Genomic DNA, 20,159 nt, shown 5'->3' on the forward strand with positions numbered 1-20,159 from the left:
ACAGGAGGCAGGCATGGCGTTCACCGACCCGTTCATCCGCCGCCCGGTCCTGGCCAGCGTGGTCAGCCTGCTGATCCTGCTGCTCGGTTTCCAGGCCTGGAGCAAGCTGCAGATCCGCCAGTACCCGCAGATGGAAAATGCCCTGATCACGGTGACCACCGCCTACCCCGGGGCCAACGCCGAAACCATCCAGGGCTACATCACCCAGCCGCTGCAACAAAGCCTGGCCAGCGCCGACGGCATCGACTACATGACCTCGGTGAGCCGGCAGAACTTCTCGGTGATCTCCGTCTACGCGCGCATCGGCGCCGACAGCGACCGCCTGTTCACCCAACTGCTGGCCAAGGCCAACGAGGTACGCAACGAACTGCCCCAGGACGCCGAGGACCCGGTGCTGAGCAAGGAGGCGGCCGACGCCTCGGCGCTGATGTACATCAGCTTCTACAGCCAGCAGATGAACAACCCGCAGATCACCGACTACCTGTCGCGGGTGATCCAGCCCAAGCTCGCCACCCTGCCGGGCATGGCCGAGGCGGAAATCCTCGGCAACCAGGTGTTCGCCATGCGTATCTGGCTCGACCCGGTGCGGCTGGCCGGCTTCGGCCTCTCGGCCACCGACGTGACCGACGCGGTACGGCGCTACAACTTTCTCTCCGCCGCCGGCGAGGTCAAGGGCGAGTACGTGGTCACCAGCATCAACGCCGCCACCGAACTGAAATCCGCCGAGGCCTTCGCCGCCCTGCCCCTCAAGACCGAAGGCGACAGCCGCGTGCTGCTGGGCGATGTGGCACGGGTCGAGATGGGCGCGGAGAACTACGACACGGTCAGCTCGTTCGATGGCATCCCCTCGGTGTACATCGGCATCAAGGCCACCCCAGCGGCCAACCCGCTGGAGGTGATCAAGGAAGTGCGGCGGATCATGCCCGACCTGGAAAGCCAGTTGCCGTCTAACCTCAAGGTGTCCATCGCCTACGACGCCACCCTGTTCATCCAGGCCTCCATCGACGAGGTGATCAAGACCCTCGGCGAGGCGGTGCTGATCGTCATCGTCGTGGTGTTCCTGTTCCTCGGCGCCCTGCGCTCGGTGCTGATCCCGGTGGTGACCATCCCCCTGTCGATGATCGGCGTGCTGTTCTTCATGCAGGTGATGGGCTATTCGCTGAACCTGCTGACCTTGCTGGCGATGGTGCTGGCCATCGGCCTGGTGGTGGATGACGCCATCGTCGTGGTGGAGAACATCCACCGCCATATCGAGGAAGGCAAGACGCCCTTCGAAGCTGCCCTGGAGGGCGCGCGGGAGATCGCCATGCCGGTGGTGTCGATGACCATCACCCTGGCTGCGGTGTATGCCCCCATCGGCTTTCTCGAGGGCCTGACCGGGGCCTTGTTCAAGGAGTTCGCGTTGACCCTGGCCGGCGCGGTGATCATTTCCGGCATCGTCGCCCTGACCCTGTCGCCGATGATGTGCGCCCTGCTGCTGCGCCACGAACAGAACCCCAGCGGCCTGGCCCATCGTCTGGACCTGATCTTCGACCGCCTCAAGGACCGCTACCAGCGCCTGCTGCACAGCACCCTGGAGAGTCGTCCGGTGGTGCTGGTGTTCGCCGTGATCGTGCTGTGCCTGATCCCGGTGCTGCTGATGTTCACCCACAACGAACTGGCGCCGGACGAGGACCAGGGGGTGATCTTCATGATGAGCAACTCGCCGCAGCCGACCAACCTCGACTACCTCAACGCCTACACCGATGAGTTCACACCGCTGTTCAAGCGCTTCCCCGAGTACTACTCATCGTTCCAGATCAACGGCTTCAACGGCGTACAGACCGGTATCGGCGGGTTCCTGCTCAAACCCTGGAACGAGCGCGAGCGTACCCAGATGGAGCTGTTGCCCTTGGTGCAGGCCGAGCTGGAGGAGATCGGCGGCCTGCAGATCTTCGGCTTCAACCTGCCCTCGCTGCCCGGCACCGGCGAGGGCCTGCCATTCCAGTTCGTGATCAACACCGCCGGCGACTATGCGGCGCTGCTGGAGGTGGCCCAGCGCGTCAAGGACCGTGCCCAGGCCTCGGGCAAGTTCGCCTTCCTCGACATCGACCTGGCCTTCGACAAACCCGAGGTGGTGGTCGACATCGACCGGGCCAAGGCCGCGCAAATGGGCGTTTCAATGGATATCCTGGGCGGGACCCTGGCGACCCTGCTGGGCGAGGCGGAGATCAATCGCTTCACCCTCGAAGGCCGCAGCTACAAGGTGATCTCCCAGGTCGAACGGCCGTTTCGTGACAATCCCGGCTGGCTGAACAACTACTACGTGAAGAACGACCAGGGCCAATTGCTGCCGCTGTCGACCCTGATCACCCTGAGCGATCGCGCCCGTCCGCGTCAGCTCAACCAGTTCCAACAACTGAATTCGGCGATCATCCAGGGCGTGCCCATGGTCAGCATGGGCGAAGCGATCCAGACCGTGCAGGCGATCGCCCGGGAGGAAGCGCCGGAGGGGTTCTCCTTCGACTATGCCGGGGCGGCGCGACAGTTCGTCCAGGAAGGTAGCGCGCTGTGGGTCACCTTCGGCCTGGCGCTGGCGATCATCTTCCTGGTGCTGGCGGCGCAGTTCGAGAGTTTCCGCGATCCGCTGGTGATCCTGGTGACGGTGCCACTGTCGATCTGTGGCGCGCTGCTGCCCCTGTTCCTCGGGGTTTCCAGCATGAACATCTATACCCAGGTGGGCCTGGTGACCCTGATCGGGCTGATCAGCAAGCACGGGATCCTGATCGTCGAGTTCGCCAACCAGTTGCGCGAGGAGAAAGGGCTGGGCGTTCGCGAAGCGATCGAGGCGGCAGCGGCCATTCGTCTGCGGCCAGTGCTGATGACCACTGCGGCCATGGTGTTCGGCATGGTGCCGTTGATCCTGGCCAGCGGCGCCGGGGCGGTCAGCCGGTTCGACATCGGGATGGTGATCGCGACCGGGATGTCCATCGGCACGCTGTTCACCTTGTTCGTGTTGCCCTGCATCTATACGTTGCTGGCGCACCGGACGGTGGCGGCGGGAGAGAAACGCGAGGTGCAGGCCCGCTGAGGGGGCTCATCTACCCGCTGAGGTAGATGAGCGCTCGCTCAACCAAGCGGCCGCAGGCCCTGGCGCAGGCCGAACAGGAACAACAACAGGTCGTGGTCCGGCTGGGCCTGGACCTGCTGCTTGACCACTACCCGAGGCAAGGGACACTGCCCGCCCATCTCTGCCTTGCTGAACACTGCCGGCCGCGGTTCTTCCCAGGCCGCCACCGCCGCCGTGGTCACCGCCAGGGCAGCCAACAGGAACAAAGCTCGAGCGATTTCTAGTTTCATTGCTCTAACCCTTTGACAGCGCTGCCAAACGCCATCTGGTAAAAGTAGAGCAGTGTCTGCCATTCCGCTTCATTGAGTGACGAATGGCGCCGCAACTGACGCAGGTCGTTGTAGGCCGCGCGCTGGCAGCGGATACGCCGCCGGCACTTCTCCAGGTCCAGCAGGGCCACTTCGGCTCGGGCGCGCTCGCCTTCGCCGCTGACCTTGACGAAGACATGCTTGCCATACAGGCAACCATGCTGCCAATGCCCCAGGTGCATGCGCGCCAGGTTGTCGGCCAGGTCCTTGAGCATACGTTCGTGCACGGCCTGGGGATAACGCTCCCGGGCCCCTTCGGCATGCCAGGTATCCAGTTCGACGAAGCCATCGAGGGCCTCGCTCACCAGCAGGGCACGCCATTGGCGATCGTCATCCCGCCTGGCACCGGCGAAGACGATGCGCGGCACACGCACACCGAGCCGCTCGAAACTGTGCAGGGCATCCAGCTCGCGCAGCACCGTCGGCCGGCCGAACGGATGCAGCAGGCTCCGGTAGATATGCCCGACCTGGCGCTTGGCATACAGCACTTGCCCGCGTTCGTCGTTCAGGCGCTGCACGCCACTCTCGCCGCCGCGGCGCTGGTTGGGCTCCTCGACCCACTCGCCCTGCTGCTGCCAGTAATACTCGAACCGCGACATTCTATTTTCGGCTACAGCCATGCAAACCTACCCTTTGCGCAACACATACACTCGCCACATGGCATAGAACGGCAAGAAGTCCAGACGTTCCTGAATTCTGAACCCGGCTGTCACGAATTCTTCTTCGACCGTGTCCACCGGTAACACGAAACGGTTCTGGTAGCTGCCCTGCTCTGCCCTGCTCTTGCGTCGCTGCTCGAGTTTCCTGCGCCGCCATGCCTTGAAATTGCCATCCACCCACAGCGACAGGATCACGCTGTCGCGGCTAACCCTCTGAAACTCCGAAAGAATTGTCTTGCGATGGGCCGCCTCGCCAATGTGGTGGAACAGCCGCATGCAGAAAATGCTGTCTACCGCGTTGTCGGGCAGGTCGATGGCAAAGGCAGACGTTTGCAAAGGCCGTACCCGTGCCACCACCTCTGGCGATTGCGAGGCACAGGCTGTCTCGATCATCGCCTCGGAATTGTCGGCACCGATGATCACTCGGTTGGGCTTTTCTGCCAGCAATGGCCAGAAACGGCCGGCACCGCACGGCAGGTCCAGGACCAGGCCCGGTTCGCCGGCCAGCGCCAGGGCACGCCTGGCCAGCTGTTCGTCACGGTGGTGAGAGAGGCGACGCGCCAAGCCATCCTGGTGCTTGAGAAAGTATTCGCGGGCATGCTGCTCGTCGTACTTCTCGGAAAATTCAAGTTTGATGGGGCCTCGCATTGAACATCTCCTGATTCCAGTGCGCCGACTTTAGGCAGCTGCACGTTGGAATCAGGTCATGCAAGTGTGAAAAATCTGTCAGATGCACCGTAGGATTTTTCAGAAAGTTACCGGGAAGCAGGTGACTGGTCGCGCGTCTCGGTGTCTGGGGCCGGTGCGCTGCCCTGGCTCAGGTCCACCTGGAAGCGACAACCATGGGGCAATGTGGCCGTCAGGGTGACCCGCCAGCCCTGGTCGTCGCAGATCCGCTGCACCAGCGAAAGCCCCAGCCCCAGCCCCTCGCCCCGGCGCTCGTCGCCGCGCACGAAGGGGCGGAACATTGCCTCGCGCTGCTCCTCGGGGATCCCCACACCGCTGTCCTCGACACTGAAACCGTTGGGCTCCAGGCTCAGGCGGATGTAGCCGCTGTCGGTGTAGTGGGCGGCATTGCGCAACAGGTTGCCCATCACCGACTGCAGGAACGTGGCGTTGTACAGCACCGGGCTGGCACTGACGCGGCCATCGTAGTAGAGGGTCAGGCCCTTCTGCTCGATGGTGTCGCGCCAGACCCCGATCAGGTCGTCGGCGACCTCGCACAAGGTCGCCCGCGAGGCGATGGCCCCCTCGTCACGCTGGGCCCGGGCCAGCATCAGGAAGGTCTTGACCAGCTCGCGCATTTCTTCGGTCGCCCGCGCGATGCGCTCTACCTGGTTGCGGGAGCGGCTGTCCAGGGCCGGGTTCTCCATCAACAGCTCGCAGGAGGTGGCCAGCACCATCAGCGGGGTGCGCAGCTCATGGCTGACATCGCTGGTGAACAACCGCTCACGGGTCAAGGCGTCGCGCAGCCGGCCCAGGGTATCGTCGAAGGCCGCCGCCAACTGGCCGACCTCGTCCGCCGCGTAGTCCGGCGCCAAGGGTGGCGCCAGGCCGAGCAACTGGTCACGGTGACGGACCTGGCGAGCCAGGCGGATCACCGGCGCCATCACCCGCCGGGCCAGCAGCCAGCCGAGGATCACCGCCAGCGCCAGGCTGAGCACGAAGCCCACCACCACGACCGCGAACAACACCCGCTCGCGCTCCTCGAAATCGCTCTGGTCCTGCAGCAGCACGTAGTGGCGGCCATCGACCACCTCGACCATGGCGTGGTACGACAGCTGGTCGCGAAACACTTCGTGAAAGCCTGGTTCCAGGTGGCGCAGGTCCTTGGGCAGTTCGAAGTCGTCGCGACCGCCGCTGAAGTAGAACAACTGGTCGGGGCGCGGCCGGTGACTCCAGTCGCTGATGCTGTCCATGCGCAGCAGGCGCTGCAGGTCCCCGCCGAGCACCGCGGAGATCAGCCGCTCCTCGACCAGGTGGACAGTGGCGACGATACCGAAGGCGAAGGCCCCGGCGACCAGGGCGCTCATCAGCGCGAAGGCGATGATGATGCGCTGGGCGAGGCTCTGCTTAAACTCCATCGCGACCCTCGGCGAGGCGGTAGCCGACGCCATGTACGGTGTGTAGCAGGGGCTTGTCGAACGGCTTGTCGATCACCTGGCGCAACTGGTGCACATGGCTGCGCAGGCTGTCGCTGTCGGGGCAGTCATCGCCCCACAGGGCCTCTTCCAGCACTTCGCGGCGCAGCACGTGCGGGCTCTTCTGCATCAGGACGGCGAGCAGCTTGAGGCCGACCGGGTTGAGCTTGAGCAGGCGCCCCTGGCGGGTGACCTCCAGGGTGTCGAGGTCGTAGCTGAGGTCGGCGACCTGCAGGGTCCGCCGGCCGCCCCCTTGGGAACGGCGCAGCACCGCCTCGATGCGCGCCGCCAGCTCCGACAGGGCGAAGGGTTTGAGCAGGTAGTCGTCGGCGCCGGAGCGAAAGCCTTGCAGGCGGTCGTCCAGTTGGTCGCGGGCGGTGAGCATGATCACCGGGGTGTCGCGGCGGGCGTCCTCGCGCAGGCGCTTGCACAGGGTGTAGCCATCGATGCCGGGCAGCATGATGTCGAGGACGATCAGGTCGTAGTGTTCGGTGGCGGCCAGGTGCAGCCCGGACAGACCGTCCTGGGCACAGTCGACGGTATAACCCTTCATGCCCAGGTAGTCGGCCAGGTTGGCGAGGATATCGCGGTTGTCTTCAACCAGTAGAATGCGCATCGGGGTCTCCTGTGCGGCGCTTTCGCGGGGCGCGGCAGGCGCAGCTTACGGCCATCGTGGCCGAGGCGCCAGCCTTGGGGCCGCTGCGCGGCCCATTCGCGGGCAAGCCCGCTCCCACAGGGTTCGAGTCGATCACTATGATGGGGTTCGCAGGGGCATGTGGGAGCAACGGTCTTGTGGTGTCTGTACCGGCCCTATCGCCGTCAAGCCGGCTCCCAGGCTTCACCACTGTCCTCGGGCCTGGCGCCACCCTAATGTGGGAGCCGGCTTGCCGGCGATGGGCTGCACAGCAGCCCCAAGGCCGAACAGCGGAATATCCCCAGGCAGCCACAATGAAAAAGCCCCGCACGAGGCGGGGCTTCTTCATGTGCAGCGGGTGAGGCTGGCTTACATCATGCCGCCCATGCCACCCATGCCGCCCATGTCAGGCATGCCTGCAGCCGGCTTGTCTTCCGGCAGGTCGGCGACCATGGCTTCGGTGGTGATCATCAGACCACCGATCGAAGCTGCGGCCTGCAGCGCCGAACGGGTGACCTTGGCTGGGTCCAGGATACCCATCTCGATCATGTCGCCGTACTCGCCGGTAGCAGCGTTGTAGCCGTAGTTGCCCGAACCCTGCTTGACCTTGTCGGCCACCACGCTCGGCTCGTCGCCAGCGTTGGCAGTGATCTGGCGCAGCGGGGCTTCGACCGAGCGACGCAGCAGGGCGATACCGACGTTCTGGTCTTCGTTGTCACCCTTGAGGTCAGCGACAGCTTGCAGGGCACGCACCAGGGCGACACCGCCGCCAGGCACGACGCCTTCTTCGACGGCTGCACGGGTGGCGTGCAGGGCGTCTTCGACGCGAGCCTTCTTCTCTTTCATCTCGACTTCGGTGCCGGCACCGACCTTGATCACGGCAACACCGCCAGCCAGCTTGGCCAGGCGCTCTTGCAGCTTCTCACGGTCGTAGTCGGAGGTGGTTTCCTCGATCTGGGCACGGATCTGCTTGACGCGAGCCTCGATGTCGGCGTCGGCGCCAGCGCCGTCGATGATGGTGGTGTTTTCCTTGGACAGGATGACGCGCTTGGCGTTACCCAGGTGCTCCAGGGTGGTGGACTCCAGGGTCAGGCCGATTTCCTCGGAGATGACCTGGCCGCCGGTCAGGGTGGCGATGTCCTGCAGCATGGCCTTGCGGCGGTCGCCGAAGCCAGGTGCCTTGACGGCCGCGACCTTGACGATGCCGCGCATGTTGTTGACCACCAGGGTGGCCAGGGCTTCGCCCTCGACGTCCTCGGCGACGATCAGCAGCGGACGGCCGGCCTTGGCGACAGCTTCCAGCACCGGCAGCAGTTCGCGGATGTTGGAGATCTTCTTGTCGACCAGCAGCAGCAGCGGGCTTTCGAGCTCGGCAACCATGGTGTCCGGCTTGTTGACGAAGTATGGCGACAGGTAGCCACGGTCGAACTGCATGCCTTCGACAACGGACAGTTCGTTCTCCAGGCCCGAACCTTCCTCGACGGTGATGACGCCTTCCTTGCCGACTTTTTCCATGGCTTCGGCGATGATTTCACCGATGGAGGTGTCGGAGTTGGCGGAGATGGTGCCTACCTGGGCGATGGCCTTGGAGTCGGCGCACGGCTTGGACAGGTTCTTCAGCTCGGCGACGATGGCGGCGGTGGCCTTGTCGATACCGCGCTTGAGGTCCATCGGGTTCATGCCGGCGGCAACGGCCTTCAGGCCTTCGTTGACGATGGCCTGGGCCAGGACGGTAGCGGTGGTGGTGCCGTCACCGGCAGCATCGTTGGCCTTGGAAGCGACTTCCTTGACCAGTTGGGCGCCCATGTTCTCGAAGGCGTCCTTCAGCTCGATTTCCTTGGCGACGGAAACGCCGTCCTTGGTGATGGTCGGCGCGCCGAAGCTCTTGGCCAGGACCACGTTGCGGCCTTTCGGGCCCAGGGTCGCTTTTACCGCGTCAGCCAGGACGTTGACACCAACGAGCATTTTCTTGCGGGCGGAATCGCCGAATTTTACGTCTTTAGCAGCCATGATCGTTTAATCCTTGAATTCTTCTGGAATAACGGAAACCGGGGTTGATCAGCCTTCGATGACGGCGAGGATTTCGTTCTCGCTCATCACCAGCAGGTCTTCGCCATCGACCTTCACGGTGTTGCTGCCCGAGTAAGGGCCGAAAACCACCTGGTCGCCCACTTTCACGGCCAGTGCGCGCACTTCGCCATTGTCCAGGATGCGACCGGTGCCGACGGCGACGATTTCGCCGCGGTTCGGTTTTTCAGCGGCCGAACCCGGCAGGACGATACCGCCAGCGGTTTTCGATTCTTCTTCGCTGCGACGGATGACGACGCGGTCATGCAGAGGACGAAGCTTCATTGTCGATCTCTCCCAAAGTGTGGTTTTCATCGGCCGGTGTCGACACCGGCGGGTTGAGGCTTCCGGCGTAGCCGGTGAGGGCCCGCACCAGGCGAACCCTCTGTGTCATGTCTGGTGGAAACCCACCAGAAACCTTGCGGTGACCCATACATGTGGTCGGCAAAATCAATTACAAGGCTTCTCCGAGAAAATTTTTCACCGAATCGCCCGGCAACGGATTTTTCACTGGCCCATTCGTGGCAAACCCGCTCCCCTGGTCCAGCGCTTGCTCGAGGTCAGCGCCGAACCTGGGGGAGCGGGTTTGCCGGGATACCGGAGCGCCGCGAGTGGGTATCTACTTGTTGTCGCGACGCTCGTACTCGCCCTCGATCACGTTGGGACGATGACCGGCATCCGGCCGGGCCTGGAACGGATCGTCCTGGAACGCCCGCTGGCGCATGGCCTGGGCTTCGGCGCGCTGGCGCAGCTTGCGCGCAGCCAGGTGGCGGGTGAACGGCAGCAGGCAGAGCAGGCCCAGCACGTCGCTGATAAAGCCTGGCAGCAACAGCAGGCCACCGCCGACGGCGAGCATCAGGCCCTGGAACATGTCCTCGGCGGGCAGCTCGCCACGCTGCAAGCTCTCACGGGCGCGCAGGGCGGTGGCCAACCCGGCCAGACGCATCACCAGCACACCCAGGGCAGAACCGGCGATGATCAGCAGCAACGCCGGGAAGAAACCGATGGCGGCGCTGACCTTGACGAAGACGAACAGCTCCAGCACCGGGAAAATCAGGAACAGCAATAAAAAAGCACGCATCAAGGGATCCTCGGCGGAAGACAACCTTCCAGTAAGACCATCAGATGGATGCGTGCGCTCGCTATTTCAACCCTCGACTTCAGTCGAAGCCGGCCATTGCTCGGCGCGAGCCAGCAAAACCAAGGCTTCGCGAACTTGTGTCGGCGTATTGCAGGTCGTCGGGAAAGCCAGCCAGTAGATCCCCTGGCCAATACGCAGGTGCATGCCCTCGCTGTCGATGCCGACCATCTCGGCCGCTGCGGTGCGCGGCAGGTCGGTCAGCTCGACATAGTGGGCGATGGCATTGGCGTGGTCGCTGTTCATGTGTTCGATCATGCTCGCTTCGGCCTTGCCGGCGAACGGGTTGGCCAGGGTCACCTGGTCGAGCCAGTGGATCGCGCCGAAGCCACCGATGTAGCGATGGCGCACCGGCTCCAGCACCCAGAAGTCGAAATCGTGGGCCTTGTGGTAGTTGCTGGCCTCGGGGAAATAGCGGTAGTAGCGCTCGGCCGCCGCCTCGATGGCAGTTGCGTCAGTGAGCTTGCGCGCCTCGGCCATCACCGTCAGGCGGCCCACGGCCTGGACGTCCTCGGCGTCGCGCTCGCCCACCAGCAGCGAGCACTTGGCATCCTTCTGCAGGTTGTGGGTGTGCTGGGCGATACGGCTGATGAGGATCAGCGGGTGGCCCTGGGCATCCAGGCAGTACGGCACCACCGAACCGAAGGGGTAACCCGGCATGGACTTGGAGTGGGTCGAGAGAACACCGCGGTACTCCTTGAGCAGCAGTTCCCGGGCGGGACGGTTGGCGTTGGTACTCACTACAGGGCTCCTGGCGAATGGAAATCAGCTACCCGCTATAAGCTACAAGCTGCAAGAAAAAGCAAGGCGGTGTGTTGCCAAAAGTGGGGGGCTCCACCCGATGCCAGCCAGTTGAGCGACATTGGGCTGCGTTGCAGCCCCACATGGAAAGTCCTGACTGACCGGTATTGGGCGCTACACCCGCTTTTTCTTGCAGCTTGCGGCTCGGAGCTTGCGGCTGCCCGCTACCAGGTGACCCCGAAGCCGGCGGTATAGCGGGTCTTGTCCAGGTCGCTGTCGCGGGTGCCGCTGATGACATCCTTCTCCGCCTTGAGGTTGAGCGAGGCCCACTCGGTGACCTTGTAGCGCAGGCCCACCTCCGCATCCAGCGAGTAGTCGGCCACACCGCCCAGGGGCTTGCCGAACTCGCCGTTGGTGAACAGCTGGACGCTCTTGCCGATCAGGTAGCGGTTGTAGTCCCACTTCACCGCGGCGGCATAGAAGTTGTCCTTGCCGCCGTCCCGGTACTCGAAGTCGGTACGGTTGATCAGCGAACCGAGGGAGAAGGCACCCAACTCGTCGTCCCAGAACTGGTAGCCAGGGCCGGTACCCACGGTGCGCTGGCGAGCCAGGTCCTCGATGTGGTCACGCTTGTACTCCAGCCGGCCCTGCCAGAACCACTTGTCGGTGATGAAACGGTCCAGGGCGTATTCGGCACTCCAGTTGTTGGTGGTGGTGATGTCGTCCTTGGTCTCGCGGTTGTACTCGCCTTCGGCGTTGTGCCGCCAGCGACCATGGCGGGCGGTGCTCTTGAAACTCACGTCGTAGTCGTCGGTGTCGTTCTCGGCGCGCTTATAGTCCATGGCCAGGTCGACGTTGCCCTTCCACAGGAAATCCTCGACCAGCGGCCGGGGCTTCATGATCTGCTCGATGCTCGTCAGCTCCACCGTCTTGGGCACATCGCCATTGGCCAGGGTGACCTTGCCCGGCTCGGCGGCCTTGAGCGACTTGGTCTTCTCGCCGTTGTAGGCGTCCTGCTTGACCAGCAACTCCTGGTCGCTCTCCAGGGTCTGCACCTGCTTCCAGTCCAGGGCGATGGCGCCGCCGTAGGGTGTTTCCAGCAGCAGCTTGCCGCCATCGAACACCTTGATGGTGCCGCTGAGCCTGTCGCCGTTCTTCATCCACACGGTATCGGCGAACGCAGGGGCACAGAGGGAGGCGACGATCAGGCAAAGCAAGGTTCTAGAATACATAAGCGGACTACGGGTTCGATTTGACGAAAAAAGCCGGGCATTATCCAGATACCCACGACCAGAGCAAGGACAGACCCAGACCATGCCGTTGAGTTCCACTCTCATTTGCCACGACCGCCTGTCCGTTTTCATCTCCAGGCCAGGGCAGCCCTGATGTCCGGCAACTCTCGCGTCCCCCCGGAAGATGCCGAGGCCCGACGAATGGCGCTGTATTCCGTGCTGGGCCAGATCCCTGCCGGCAAGGTGGTCAGCTACGGCCAATTGGCCGAACTGGCGGGCCTGGGGCGGGCGGCGCGCTGGGTCGGGCGTACCCTTGGGCAACTGCCGCCGGATACCCGCCTGCCCTGGCACCGGGTGCTGGGGGCCGGCGGTCGACTGAGCCTGGCGCTGGGCACGCCATCGGGCGACGAACAGCGGGCCAGGCTGCGCGCAGAAGGCGTCAATGTGGCCAATAATCGTGTGGATATGTCGCGTCATGGCTGGCGTCCAATGGAGCACAGCGGTTAGAGTGCGCGTTTTGTTTTCGCAAACTTGAGGCAGATGTTGGCCCATGCCCCGTAAAACCTGGCGCGCTGCGCTCGCTGCCTATGCCAGCCCATCGACCCTGGTGCTCCTGCTGCTTGGCTTTGCCGCCGGTTTGCCCTACATGCTGGTGTTCTCCACACTCTCCGTCTGGCTACGAGAGGCCGGCGTGGCCCGCGAGACCATCGGCTACGCCAGCCTGATCGGCCTGGCCTATGCCTTCAAATGGGTCTGGTCACCACTGCTCGACCAATGGCGCCTGCCGGTACTGGGCAGCCTCGGCCGACGCCGCTCGTGGCTGCTGCTGTCGCAGGTGTTGGTGGTGGTGGGGCTGGTCGGCATGGGCCTGTGCGACCCGCAGAAGCACCTGTCGTGGCTGATCGCCCTGGCGGTGTTGGTCGCCTTCGCCTCGGCCACCCAGGACATCGCCGTCGACGCCTACCGCCTGGAGATCGCCGACGACCAGCGCCAGGCGGCCCTGGCCGCCAGCTACATGGCCGGCTACCGGGTCGCCGCCCTGCTCGCCACCGCCGGCGCGCTGTTCTTCGCCGAATGGTTCGGCTCCACCGGCTTCAGCTACCTGCACAAGGCCTGGACCGGTACCTATGTGCTGTTCGGCGTGCTGATGCTGCCGGCGGTGTTCACCACCCTGGTGATGCGCGAGCCCCCCGTGCCCCTGCGCACCCAGCTGTCGGCAGCGCGCTACGGGCTGGTTCACCAACTGGCGTCGGTGTTCGTGCTGATCATCCTGCTGGTGTCGGTGCCGGCCAGCTTCACCCAACTGTTCAACACCGGTTGGGGCAGCGTGGTGTCCGGCGACGCGACCCCGCTCGACCTGCTGCTCGAAGACCGCGCCTTCCTGCGCCTGCTGCTCTATGTCCTGCTGACCTGGGCGTGCCTGTCGTCCCTGGGCCGGCGTGGCCTGGCGCCGGTGCTGACACCGGTGAACGACTTCATCCTGCGCTACCGCTGGCAAGCCCTGTTGCTGCTCGGCCTGATCGCCACCTACCGCATGTCGGACACCGTGATGGGGGTGATGGCCAATGTCTTCTACATCGACATGGGCTTCACCAAGGACGAGATCGCCAGCGTCAGCAAGATCTTCGGCCTCATCATGACCCTGGTCGGCGCCGGGGCCGGCGGCCTGCTGATCGTGCGCTTCGGTATCCTGCCGATCCTGTTCATCGGTGGCGCCGCCTCGGCGGCGACCAACATCCTGTTCCTGATGCTGGCCGACATGGGGCCGAACCTGAAGATGCTAGTGGTGACCATCTCCCTGGACAACTTCAGTTCCGGCCTGGCCACCTCGGCGTTCGTCGCCTACCTGTCGAGCCTGACCAACTTGAAGTTCTCCGCCACCCAGTACGCCCTGCTCAGCTCGATCATGCTGCTGCTGCCACGTTTGATCGGTGGTTACTCCGGCGTGCTGGTGGAGAAGTTCGGCTACCACGACTTCTTCCTGATCACGGCCCTGCTGGGCGTGCCGACGTTGATCCTGATCGCCCTGCAGTGGCGGCAGGAAGTGGGGCCCGGCAAGCAGGAGCCGGTGGAGAGTTCCGCAGCCGAGCGGCCCTGACGCAGGGCCGCTTTTTCCTAGGTCACTGCGCCACGGCACCTTCGTCCTGGCGCCCACCCACCACGAACCACAGCGGCCAGAGAGCCAGCGCACCGGCAATGCCCGCCCCCAGCGCGAAGTGCAGCAGGCTCGCCCCCGCCCCCAGCATCGCCAGCACCGCACCGCCCAGCCCCAGCAGGGCAATGGTGATCATCCCCAGCATGGCCGACACCAGCCCCTTGCTCTGCTCACTGGCGAACAGGGTCATGCGGTACAGCACCGCATTGGCCACGCCCAGGCCCAGGGCATACAGCGACATCCCCGCCACCACGCTGGTCACCGTCGGCCAGTACCAAGTCGCCAGCACCATCAGGCACAAGCCCGCCAGGTAGGGCCACAGGGCCCCACGCACCAGGCTGGGCAGCGGGTAGCGGTCGGCGATGCGGTTGATGATCAGGTTGCCAAGGATCAGCCCGGCGAATACCGGTAACTGCCACAGCGCGTATTCCATCGTGCTCAGCCCCTCGTCGTGGATCAGCAGCACCGGCGACAGGCCGATCCAGCCGATCAGCGGCAGGCCCACCAGGCCCAGGGCCGCGCTGCCGGCAACGAAACGGCGGTTGGCCAGCAATTGCCCATAACCGAGCAGCAAGGGCAGCAGTTGGATCGGCGTGAATGCCAGACGCGAGCCGTCGCGGCGCTCCACGCCCAGGGTTTCCGGCATCAGCCGGTACAGCAGCAGCCAGGTCAGCACCGCGCCGGCGGCGAAAGCCAGGAACAGCCAGCGCCAGTCGAGCCACTGCAGCAGCAAGGTGCCTACCAGTGGGCCGAGCAGCGGTGACAGCAGGGCGATATTGGCCAGCAACGCCATCATGCGGACCGCATCGGCCTCGCTGAACGCCTCGTTCAGCGCCGGGTAGCTGACAGTGACCACGAAGCCCAGGCCAACGCCCTGCAGCAGGCGCAGCAGGTTGAACAGGCTGATGTCATGGACCCAGTAGGTGGCCAGGCACGCCAGGCCGAAGAAGGCGCAGCCGGCCAGCAACAGCGGACGTCGCCCGTAGCGGTCGGCCAGTGGGCCGATAAGCCATTGCAGGAGCACGCCACCGAGCAGGTACAGGTTCAGGGCGTGGGGAATGAATTCGGGGCTGGCGGCCAGATCGTCGACCACCACCGGCATGGCAGGCATGACCGCGTCGCTGGCAAGGTAGGTCAGCAATTCGAACAGGGCCAGAGTGAGGCCGAACAGCAGGGCCCGCAGGGGCGAGATATACAGCAATGGTTTCATGATGGACGTCAGGTTGGAACGGCGGGGAACAGCCTGTATGCCAGAAATGGCCGTGCGGGGCTGTGAACAAGTGTAATGAGGTGAATGGGATCGGGGCCGCTCGCGCGCCCTTGGCAGGCAAGCCCGCTCCCACATGGCCGTGCACATCACATCGTGTGATCGACTCGGCCTCTGTAGAAGCGGGCTTGCCTGCCAAGGGGCGCGTAGCGGCCCCGGCTGTTCAGCGGACCTTCGAAGGCCCTTACGACACGGCAGCCTCCTGCACCACGCGGATCACCCGCTGCGGGAACGGGATGTCGATTCCCACAGTCTTGAGCCGGTCGCGGGCCTGCTCGTTGAGCATGAACATCACGCTCCAGTAGTCCGGGGTCTTGACCCAGATACGCAACGAAACGGTGATCGAGCTGTCGCCCAGCTCGGACACCACCGCCGCCGGCGCCGGATCAGGCAGCACACGCGGGTCCTTGGCCAGCTCCAGCAACACCTCGCGGGCCTTCTGCAGGTCGGCATCGTAATCGACGCCGACATTGAATATCACCTGGCGGGTGGGCTGGCGGTTGTAGTTGGTGATGATGCCGTTGGACAAGCTGCCGTTGGGCACGATGACCGTCTTGTTGTCACCGGTGCGCAGCACGGTGTGGAAGATCTGGATGCTGTCGACGGTACCGCTGACGCCCTGGGCCTCGATCCAGTCGCCCAGGCGGAACGGACGGAACAGCAGGATCAGCACGCCGCCGGCGAAGTTCGCCAGGCTGCCCTGCAAGGCCAGGCCGATGGCCAGGCCCGCCGCACCGATGGCAGCGACGAACGAGGTGGTCTCGATACCGATCATCGAGGCCACGCTGACGAACAGCAGCACCTTGAGCACGATGTTGGCCAGGGAACTGATGAAGCTCTGCAAGGCCGCGTCGCCATGGCGCATGCCGACCAGCGCGCCCAGGCGGGCACTGACCTTGTTGACGATCCACCAGCCGACGGCGAGCGTCAGCAGCGCCAGCAGCACGCGGCTGCCGTACTCCATGATCAAGGGAACCCAGGTCTGCGATTGACGGACCAGCTGATCGACTTCAGCGTTCAAATCCATATTCATCTCCTGATGCCGAACGGCAAGTACACGATAAGCAGGCCGCGAGGATTTCAGCGGCCATGGAAGCGATGGACATCACGGCGCCATCAGGGTTCCTGGCCGCCTGCCGGTCAGTCGCGGAAGTTGTTGAACTGCAGCGGCATGTCGAACTCCTTGGTGCGCAGCAGCGCGATGGCTTCCTGCAGGTCGTCGCGTTTCTTGCCGGTGACGCGCACCTGCTCGCCCTGGATGGCCGCCTGGACCTTGAGCTTGGCGTCCTTGATGGTGGCGACGATCTTCTTGGCCAGGTCCTTGTCGATACCTTCGCGGAACTTGGCCTCTTGCTTCATTTCCTTGCCCGAGGCATAGGCGTCCTTGACCTCCAGGCACTTGACGTCGATCTTGCGCTTGACCAGGGCCAGGCGCAGGATCTCGATCATCGCCTCGAGCTGGAAGTCCGCCTCGGCGGTCAGCAGCACGGTCTGCTCCTTGTCCTTGAACTCGAAGCTGCCCTTGCCCTTGAGGTCGTAGCGACGGTCCAGTTCCTTCACCGCGTTTTCCACAGCGTTGGTGACTTCGTGCTTGTCCAGTTCCGATACCACGTCGAACGAAGGCATGGTTGTTCTCCAAAAATAAAAGCGCGCTCGGTAGGGGCGCGCGCCGGGTCAGACGGTTAAAATGCGGGCACATTATAACGGGTTGCGAAACACAGATGAGCAGCACCTGGCATATTCTCGGCGCCGGTAGCCTCGGCAGCCTCTGGGCCTGCCGGCTGGCCCGCGCCGGCAAGGCGGTCCGCCTGATCCTGCGCGACGAGCGTCGCCTGGCGGCGTACCAGGCGGCCGGTGGCCTCACCCTGGTCGAGCACGACCAGGCCAGTCACTATGCGATCCCCGCCGAGACCGACGCGGCCACCGGCGGGCCGATCCATCGCCTGCTGGTGGCGTGCAAGGCCTACGACGCCGCACCGGCAGTGGCGCGCCTGGCGCCGCGCCTGGCCGAGGGCGCCGAACTGGTGCTGCTACAGAACGGCCTGGGCAGCCAGGACGAAGTCGCCGAGCAGGTGCCGCACGCCCGTTGCATCTTCGCCTCCAGCACCGAGGGCGCCTTCCGCGAGGCGGACTGGCGGGTGCGCTTCGCCGGCCACGGCTTCAACTGGCTGGGCGACCCGCTCAACCCCGGCGTACCGGAGTGGTTCGACGACCTGCAGGATGCGGGCATTGCGGCCCAGTGGACGGTCGACATCCTCCCGCGCCTGTGGCGCAAGCTGGCCCTCAACTGTGCGATCAATCCCCTCACCGTGCTCCACGACTGCCACAATGGCGGCCTGTTGGAACACCTCGGCGAGGTCGACACACTGTGCACGGAACTGAAGGCACTGCTGCGCCGCTGCGGCCAGCCCCAGGCCGCCGAAGACCTGGACGAGGAAGTGCAGCGGGTGATCCTGGCCACCGCGGCCAACTACTCTTCCATGTACCAGGACGTGCGCCATGGCCGCCGCACCGAGGTGCACTACCTGCTCGGCCACGCTTGCCGGGCGGCAACCCGCCACGGCCTGGCCGTACCGCACCTGGAACACCTGCACCGGAGTCTGGTCGATAGACTGCAGGCCCGCGGCCTGCCCAGCGACTGACGCCGCCTCTTCAACGAGTGGACATTGCCTCGCCCATGACCCTGCGCCAACGCCTGGAAAACCTCCCAGTCGGACAGAAACTGCTGGCAGCCCTGCTGGTGCTGCTGGTCACTATCCTGCTGGTGGCCAACCTGGCGTTCATCAGCGCCGCCTACTGGATCACCCAGGAAAGCATGGCGCCCCAGGCCCTGCAGACCATCGGCCGCCTGGTGTCCAACCCGCAGCTCTCGGCGCGCGCCGGCGACTCGCCAGAGGCCGCCACGGCGCTGCTCAAGGAGCTCGACAGCTACTCTCCCCTGCGCGCCGCCGCGCTCTATGCCAGCGACGGGCGCATGCTCGCGCAGTTGCAGCACGGCGAGCCCCTGGCCCTGCCCAAGCGCTATCGCAACATCGACGGCTGGCGCCTGATGGAGTTTCGCAATACCCAACTGATTCGCCTGCCCCGTGCCGGCAGCCCGCCGGCGCACCTGCTGCTGGTGGCCAGCAGCGAACTGCCGACGGCCTTCTACACCGGCACCCTGACCGCCAGCCTGGCGATCCTGGTGTTCAGCGTGCTGCTGTGGCTGCTCATCGCCCGGCAGATCAAGCGCCTGATCACCCAGCCGATCAATCAGTTGGAGGAGCTGAGCCGCCAGGTCACCCGCGAAGAGAGCTACGCCCTGCGCGCCCAGCGTGGCAATGACGACGAGATCGGTAGCCTGGCCGAGGCCTTCAACACCATGCTTTCGCGCATCGAGGCCCGCGAGCAACAGCTCAAGAATGCCCGTGACGAGTTCCAGATGGCCTACGACCAAGCCCAGGGCCTGGCCGAGGAAACCCGCCACACCAACCGCAAGCTGGAACTGGAAGTCCAGGTGCGCAGCAAGATCGAGAAGAAACTCACAGGCTTCCAGAACTACCTCAACAGCATCATCGACTCGATGCCCTCGGCCTTGATCGCCCTGGACGAACAGCTCTACGTGACCCAGTGGAACCACGAAGCCACGGTGCTTTCCGGCACTCCGCTGGACGAAGCGTTGAACCAGCCAATCTTCATCGCCTTCGAGCCGCTCAAGCCGTTCCTGCCACAGCTCAAGGAAAGCGTGGAGAAGCATCGGGTGGCGAAGATCGAGCGGGTCACCTGGCCCAAGGGCGACGATGTACGCCACTATGCCCTGACCTTCTACCCCCTGATGGGTGGTGGCGGGCGCGGCGTGGTGATCCGCATCGACGACATCACCCAGCGCCTGTCGCTGGAAGAAATGATGGTGCAGTCGGAGAAGATGCTGTCGGTCGGCGGGCTGGCCGCCGGCATGGCTCACGAGATCAACAACCCGCTGGGCGCCATCCTGCACAATGTGCAGAACATCCGCCGGCGCCTGTCACCGGATCTGGCGCGCAACCAAGCGCAGGCCGAGGAGCTCGGCGTCGACCTGGACGGCGTCAACCGCTACCTGGAAAGCCGCGAGGTGCCGCAACTGCTCGACGGCATCCAGCAGGCCGGCGCACGGGCGGCGAAGATCGTCACCCACATGCTCAGCTTCAGCCGCCGCAGCAACCGCCAGTTGGTGCCCTGCGACCTGCCGGCGCTGATCGACCAGGCGGTGGAGATCGCCGGCAACGACTTCGACCTGACCATCGGCTTCGACTTCAAGGGCCAGCACATCGTCCGCCAGTTCGACCCCAACCTGGGGCCGGTGCCCTGCACGGCCAACGAACTGGAACAGGTGCTGCTGAACCTGCTGAAGAACGCCGCCCAGGCCATTCACCTGCGCCCGCAGCCCTGCGAGCCGGGACGGATCATCCTGCGCACCCGGCTCAACCCGCCCTGGGCGGAAATCCAGGTCGAGGACAACGGCATCGGCATGCCCGAGGGCGTGCGCAAGCGGACCTTCGAGCCGTTCTTCACCACCAAAGAGATCGGCCAGGGCACCGGGCTTGGCCTGTCGGTCTCGTACTTCATCATCACCAACAACCACAAGGGGCAGATGGAGGTGCACTCCGCACCTGGCCAGGGGACCTGTTTCACCCTGCGCCTGCCCCTGAGCCAGCCCGCGCCGGCGGCGCCGGCCAAGACGGAGGCATGA

The 20,159-nt window shown here is 64.7% G+C and carries 18 protein-coding genes; 5 read left to right on the forward strand and 13 right to left on the reverse strand.

The genetic code is table 11. The annotated features are described in order from the left end of the window. Nucleotides 1-13: 13 nt before the first annotated feature. Complete coding sequence (locus ACDI39_RS11895; RefSeq protein WP_225787986.1) at nt 14-3,070, forward strand: multidrug efflux RND transporter permease subunit; 3,057 nt, start codon at nt 14-16, stop codon at nt 3,068-3,070. Nucleotides 3,071-3,108: 38 nt separating this feature from the next. On the opposite strand, the gene ACDI39_RS11900 is transcribed toward ACDI39_RS11895, so the two are convergent. The 10 genes from ACDI39_RS11900 to ACDI39_RS11945 form a co-directional block, all read right to left on the reverse strand. Beyond that, entirely contained in the window at nt 3,109-3,339 is a 231-nt protein-coding gene (locus ACDI39_RS11900; RefSeq protein ID WP_225787985.1) for a hypothetical protein, read from the reverse strand. Then, the gene (locus ACDI39_RS11905) at nt 3,336-4,037 is read right to left on the reverse strand and encodes a lipopolysaccharide kinase InaA family protein (RefSeq protein ID WP_225787984.1); all 702 of its coding nucleotides are present in this window, start codon (nt 4,035-4,037) and stop codon (nt 3,336-3,338) included. The genes ACDI39_RS11900 and ACDI39_RS11905 overlap by 4 nt, the downstream gene beginning before the upstream one ends. Nucleotides 4,038-4,043: 6 nt before the next feature. After that, nucleotides 4,044-4,724 (reverse strand): class I SAM-dependent methyltransferase, encoded by a 681-nt coding sequence (locus ACDI39_RS11910; RefSeq protein ID WP_253080347.1) that lies wholly within the window; start codon nt 4,722-4,724, stop codon nt 4,044-4,046. A gap of 107 nt (nt 4,725-4,831) precedes the next feature. Beyond that, the gene (locus ACDI39_RS11915) at nt 4,832-6,160 is read right to left on the reverse strand and encodes a sensor histidine kinase (protein WP_225787982.1); all 1,329 of its coding nucleotides are present in this window, start codon (nt 6,158-6,160) and stop codon (nt 4,832-4,834) included. Continuing rightward, the gene (colR, locus tag ACDI39_RS11920; RefSeq protein WP_186553893.1) at nt 6,150-6,833 is read right to left on the reverse strand and encodes a two-component system response regulator ColR; all 684 of its coding nucleotides are present in this window, start codon (nt 6,831-6,833) and stop codon (nt 6,150-6,152) included. The genes ACDI39_RS11915 and colR overlap by 11 nt, the downstream gene beginning before the upstream one ends. 387 nt (nt 6,834-7,220) lie before the next feature. Further along, on the reverse strand, nt 7,221-8,861 hold the full coding sequence (gene groL, locus ACDI39_RS11925; RefSeq protein WP_225787981.1) for a chaperonin GroEL: 1,641 nt from the start codon (nt 8,859-8,861) through the stop codon (nt 7,221-7,223). A 48-nt stretch (nt 8,862-8,909) separates the two neighbouring features. Next, nucleotides 8,910-9,203, reverse strand: a complete 294-nt coding sequence (locus tag ACDI39_RS11930) for a co-chaperone GroES (RefSeq protein ID WP_225787980.1) — start codon at nt 9,201-9,203, stop codon at nt 8,910-8,912. A 334-nt stretch (nt 9,204-9,537) separates the two neighbouring features. After that, nucleotides 9,538-9,999 (reverse strand): FxsA family protein, encoded by a 462-nt coding sequence (locus ACDI39_RS11935; protein WP_225787979.1) that lies wholly within the window; start codon nt 9,997-9,999, stop codon nt 9,538-9,540. A 66-nt stretch (nt 10,000-10,065) separates the two neighbouring features. After that, nucleotides 10,066-10,797, reverse strand: coding sequence for a HugZ family pyridoxamine 5'-phosphate oxidase (locus ACDI39_RS11940; protein ID WP_486538736.1), 732 nt, complete (start codon nt 10,795-10,797; stop codon nt 10,066-10,068). A gap of 224 nt (nt 10,798-11,021) precedes the next feature. Beyond that, a complete protein-coding gene (locus ACDI39_RS11945; RefSeq protein WP_486538738.1) occupies nt 11,022-12,029 on the reverse strand; it encodes a DUF481 domain-containing protein in 1,008 nt (335 codons plus the stop codon). Between the two features lie 153 nt (nt 12,030-12,182). On the opposite strand from ACDI39_RS11945, the gene ACDI39_RS11950 reads away from it, so the two are divergent. Both ACDI39_RS11950 and ACDI39_RS11955 read left to right on the forward strand, forming a co-directional pair. Next, nucleotides 12,183-12,536 carry an MGMT family protein gene (locus ACDI39_RS11950; RefSeq protein WP_225787976.1) on the forward strand — a complete coding sequence of 118 codons (354 nt, stop codon included), beginning with the start codon at nt 12,183-12,185 and terminating at the stop codon, nt 12,534-12,536. 43 nt (nt 12,537-12,579) lie between these two features. Continuing rightward, nucleotides 12,580-14,127 carry an AmpG family muropeptide MFS transporter gene (locus ACDI39_RS11955; RefSeq protein ID WP_225787975.1) on the forward strand — a complete coding sequence of 516 codons (1,548 nt, stop codon included), beginning with the start codon at nt 12,580-12,582 and terminating at the stop codon, nt 14,125-14,127. A 22-nt stretch (nt 14,128-14,149) separates the two neighbouring features. Here the strand turns inward: ACDI39_RS11955 and ACDI39_RS11960 are convergent, their stop codons facing one another. From ACDI39_RS11960 to ACDI39_RS11970, 3 genes are all read right to left on the reverse strand, one after another. Then, nucleotides 14,150-15,394: an MFS transporter gene (locus tag ACDI39_RS11960; RefSeq protein ID WP_253167773.1), complete on the reverse strand. Its 1,245-nt coding sequence runs from the start codon at nt 15,392-15,394 to the stop codon at nt 14,150-14,152. Nucleotides 15,395-15,635: 241 nt separating this feature from the next. Next, on the reverse strand, nt 15,636-16,478 hold the full coding sequence (locus tag ACDI39_RS11965) for a mechanosensitive ion channel family protein (protein ID WP_225789378.1): 843 nt from the start codon (nt 16,476-16,478) through the stop codon (nt 15,636-15,638). A 113-nt stretch (nt 16,479-16,591) separates the two neighbouring features. After that, nucleotides 16,592-17,077, reverse strand: coding sequence for a YajQ family cyclic di-GMP-binding protein (locus ACDI39_RS11970; protein ID WP_225789379.1), 486 nt, complete (start codon nt 17,075-17,077; stop codon nt 16,592-16,594). A gap of 95 nt (nt 17,078-17,172) precedes the next feature. On the opposite strand from ACDI39_RS11970, the gene ACDI39_RS11975 reads away from it, so the two are divergent. Further along, complete coding sequence (locus ACDI39_RS11975; protein ID WP_253081759.1) at nt 17,173-18,093, forward strand: putative 2-dehydropantoate 2-reductase; 921 nt, start codon at nt 17,173-17,175, stop codon at nt 18,091-18,093. 35 nt (nt 18,094-18,128) lie between these two features. Beyond that, nucleotides 18,129-20,159 carry an ATP-binding protein gene (locus ACDI39_RS11980; RefSeq protein ID WP_225789381.1) on the forward strand — a complete coding sequence of 677 codons (2,031 nt, stop codon included), beginning with the start codon at nt 18,129-18,131 and terminating at the stop codon, nt 20,157-20,159.

It is taken from the genome of Pseudomonas sp. Tun-23181 (genome assembly GCF_057415455.1).